Genomic DNA, 3,175 nt, shown 5'->3' on the forward strand with positions numbered 1-3,175 from the left:
CCTGGCGAATATATTTTAACAGCATTTGATCCTATAACCGGTCTTCAAATGGCATATACCATTACAGTATTGCCTACATTAACTGCTGAAGATTTAAACATGAAGTATTTAGACGGATCCAAATTTGAAGCAAAACTAGTCGATGGACAAGGAAAAGCATTGTCTGGCGTAAAAATAACATTTAACATCAATGGAGTCTTTTATGACAGAACCACAGATGCGAATGGAATAGCTAGACTGAACATCAGGTTAATGCCTGGCCAATACATCATCACTTCCCAATACGGCGATGCAACAATTGCAAATACAATTACAATAACTGCATAAGAGGAATTTAATTATTCCTCTAAATTTTTATTTTAATAATAGTAATTATGGGGGTAAAAATTTGAATAAGATAAAAATATTTTTAATACTAATTGTATTATTCATTTCAATTAGTGCAGTTTCAGCTGAAGGAAACTTTACCTCACTTCAAAATGAAATCGATGCTAGCGACAATAGTATAGATATACAACAAGATTATAAATATGACAGTACAAGTGATAATGGCCTTAAAAGTGGAATTTTAATAAACAAAAGTGATTTTACTATAAATGGTAATGGTTACACTATTGATGGTGCTAATCAAGCTAGAATATTTAATATTATCGGACCTGGTGTTACCATTTTAAATCTTAACTTGATAAATGGAAACTCTGATAATGGTGGAGCTATTTCAAATAAAAATGGAATCACCCTCAATAATGTATCGTTCATTAATAATAATGCTACAGAAGGAGGATCAATATATTCTACAGCACAATCAACAATAGAAAATTGTTATTTTGACAATAATACTGCCAAATATGGAGGAGGCATTTTTTCCTTTTTTTCAGAAGCATATGTTACTAACTCAACTTTTACCAATTCAAAATCCAACTATGGTCCAGCAATATTTACTGATTTTTGCACTTGTGTCTTCGTTCAGGATTGTATTTTCAAAAACCTGAATGCTGAAGAAAGCGGAGGTGCAATAGGAATTGCCCATCTTAGCAGAATGGCAGACATTACTAATTGTACATTCATAAATACATCATCCCGAAAAAATGGTGGTTCAATATGCATTTTTGGAATGGTAGATGAGGGAAGTATTCCTATGATAGAAATTAGTGACTCCAAATTCTTTAATTCGACTGGAGATTATGGTGGTGCATTATCAATATTATCCGGAGGCATATATACTCCTAGTTCTCCACTTCTAAATAAGTCTTTATGTTTTGCTCCATTTGATTTAAATAACTGTGAATTCTATAATAATACTGCATCATATGATGGAGGAGCAGCTTACATCTCAGGAGTAGATGCAAATATTAATAATGTCAGATTTTATGGAAATAAACTACAATACAACGATTCTCACGGCGGAGGACTTTATAGTGAATTTGCAAATACCACTATTGAAAACAGTGAATTTATAAACAATACAAAACAAGGAATTTATGCATATGATAACGGTTATACAAAACATGGAATTTATGAAACCGATAATCAATTAACCGTGAAAGACACAACATTTGCAAATAACGGTGAAGCAATACATGCAGTTTTCACCGACTGTAATTTAACTAATATTACTGTTGAAAATGATATTTTAATATTAAATGAGACCAGTTATCTGAGCAATGTTCATGAAATAGGCAAAAGCATTTCATTTACTAACAATACAATTAATGTAGAAACCCTTCCATCAAGATATGATTCACGTGACTGGGGATGGGTCAGTTCAGTTAAAGACCAGGGCATAATGGGTTCATGTTGGGCATTCGGTACATGCGGCGCCTTAGAATCCTCATTACTAAAAGCTACTGGCATCGAATATGACCTTTCAGAAAACAATATGCAAGATATTATGCTACAATTCACAAAATATGGTAGAATTGGAGCAATTGAAGGAGGAATAATGGAACAAGGATTAGAATATATTTTATCATGGTTCGGAGTGATGAGTAGTGAATATGATACCTATGACGAATTAGGCAGACTATCTCCATTAATCATTGCTGATAATGAAAAAATCCACATTGTAGATGCAATTATTGTAGAACCTCGTAAAAATTCAACAGACAATGATGCACTTAAAAAAGCAATATTAAGATGCGGATCTGTAGTCGCAGCATTTAATAATGATGTTCCTGAAACTGGATATAATGAAAATACTTCAGCATATTATCAAAATTCAACGAAAGAAACAAGTCATGAAATAAGTCTTGTTGGTTGGGATGACAATTTTCCTGCTTCAAACTTTAAAACAACCCCTCCAGGTGATGGGGCATTCATCATAAAAAATAGTCACGGAACTAATGAGGGAGAGAAAGGATTCAATTACATATCCTACTATGACATATCACTTTTAGGCATCAATATTGGAATAGGATTTATAATTGAAAATACTGAAAACTACACAACAAACTATCAGACAGATTTAAGTGGAGTTCAGGAAACAATAACCAATAATAGAAGCATATTATCCTATAAAAACACTTATGAATCAGAATATGGTCCGGAATCAATAAGTGCAGTCGGAACCTACTTTAAAGCGGATGAAAACTATACACTTGAAATCTATGTGAATGATAAGTTAATGCATGCTCAAAGCGGAATTTCACCATTTACAGGTTACCATACAGTTAAACTAACAAAAGAAATCCCAATAACCAAAGGAGATAATTTCACAGCACTAATGAAAAAAGCATCAGTCATGATGTTTGACATGTCAAGAAATCACTACCAGGAAAACATGACATTTATAGATTTAGGTGACGGATGGAAAGATTTAGCATTGGAAAATAAAACAATATCATTAAAAGTTTATACTAAAGATTTAGCTATTTTTACTGAAGATTTAGTTAAAATCTATAAAAATGATTCCCAATTTGAAGCTAAAGTCGGTGCTCCAAATCAGGTTGTAAGCTTTGAAATTAATGGTGGAACATATAATAGAACCAGTAATGCAGAAGGCATAGCTAAAATGAACATCAACCTAAATCCGGGCAATTACACAATCAAAACAACCTTCAATGGTACAACTGTTGAAAATACAATTACCGTATTGCCAACATTGATTGCAAACAATTTAGTCAAATACTTCAGAAACGCATCACAGTTCCTCATAGAATTAGTTGACGGTCAAGGA

Annotated in this window: 2 protein-coding genes; both read left to right on the forward strand. The window is 32.6% G+C overall.

Translation table 11 applies throughout. The annotated features are described in order from the left end of the window. Positions 1 to 327: hypothetical protein (locus tag ACKI44_RS02460; protein WP_407421222.1), on the forward strand; the 327-nt coding region annotated here is incomplete at its 5' end. Positions 328 to 388: 61 nt separating this feature from the next. Then, on the forward strand, positions 389 to 3,175 hold a 2,787-nt coding region (locus ACKI44_RS02465; protein WP_407421224.1), incomplete at its 3' end, for a C1 family peptidase.

Origin of the sequence: Methanobrevibacter sp. (assembly GCF_045646205.1) — an archaeon.
In the GTDB taxonomy this organism is placed as follows: domain Archaea; phylum Methanobacteriota; class Methanobacteria; order Methanobacteriales; family Methanobacteriaceae; genus Methanocatella.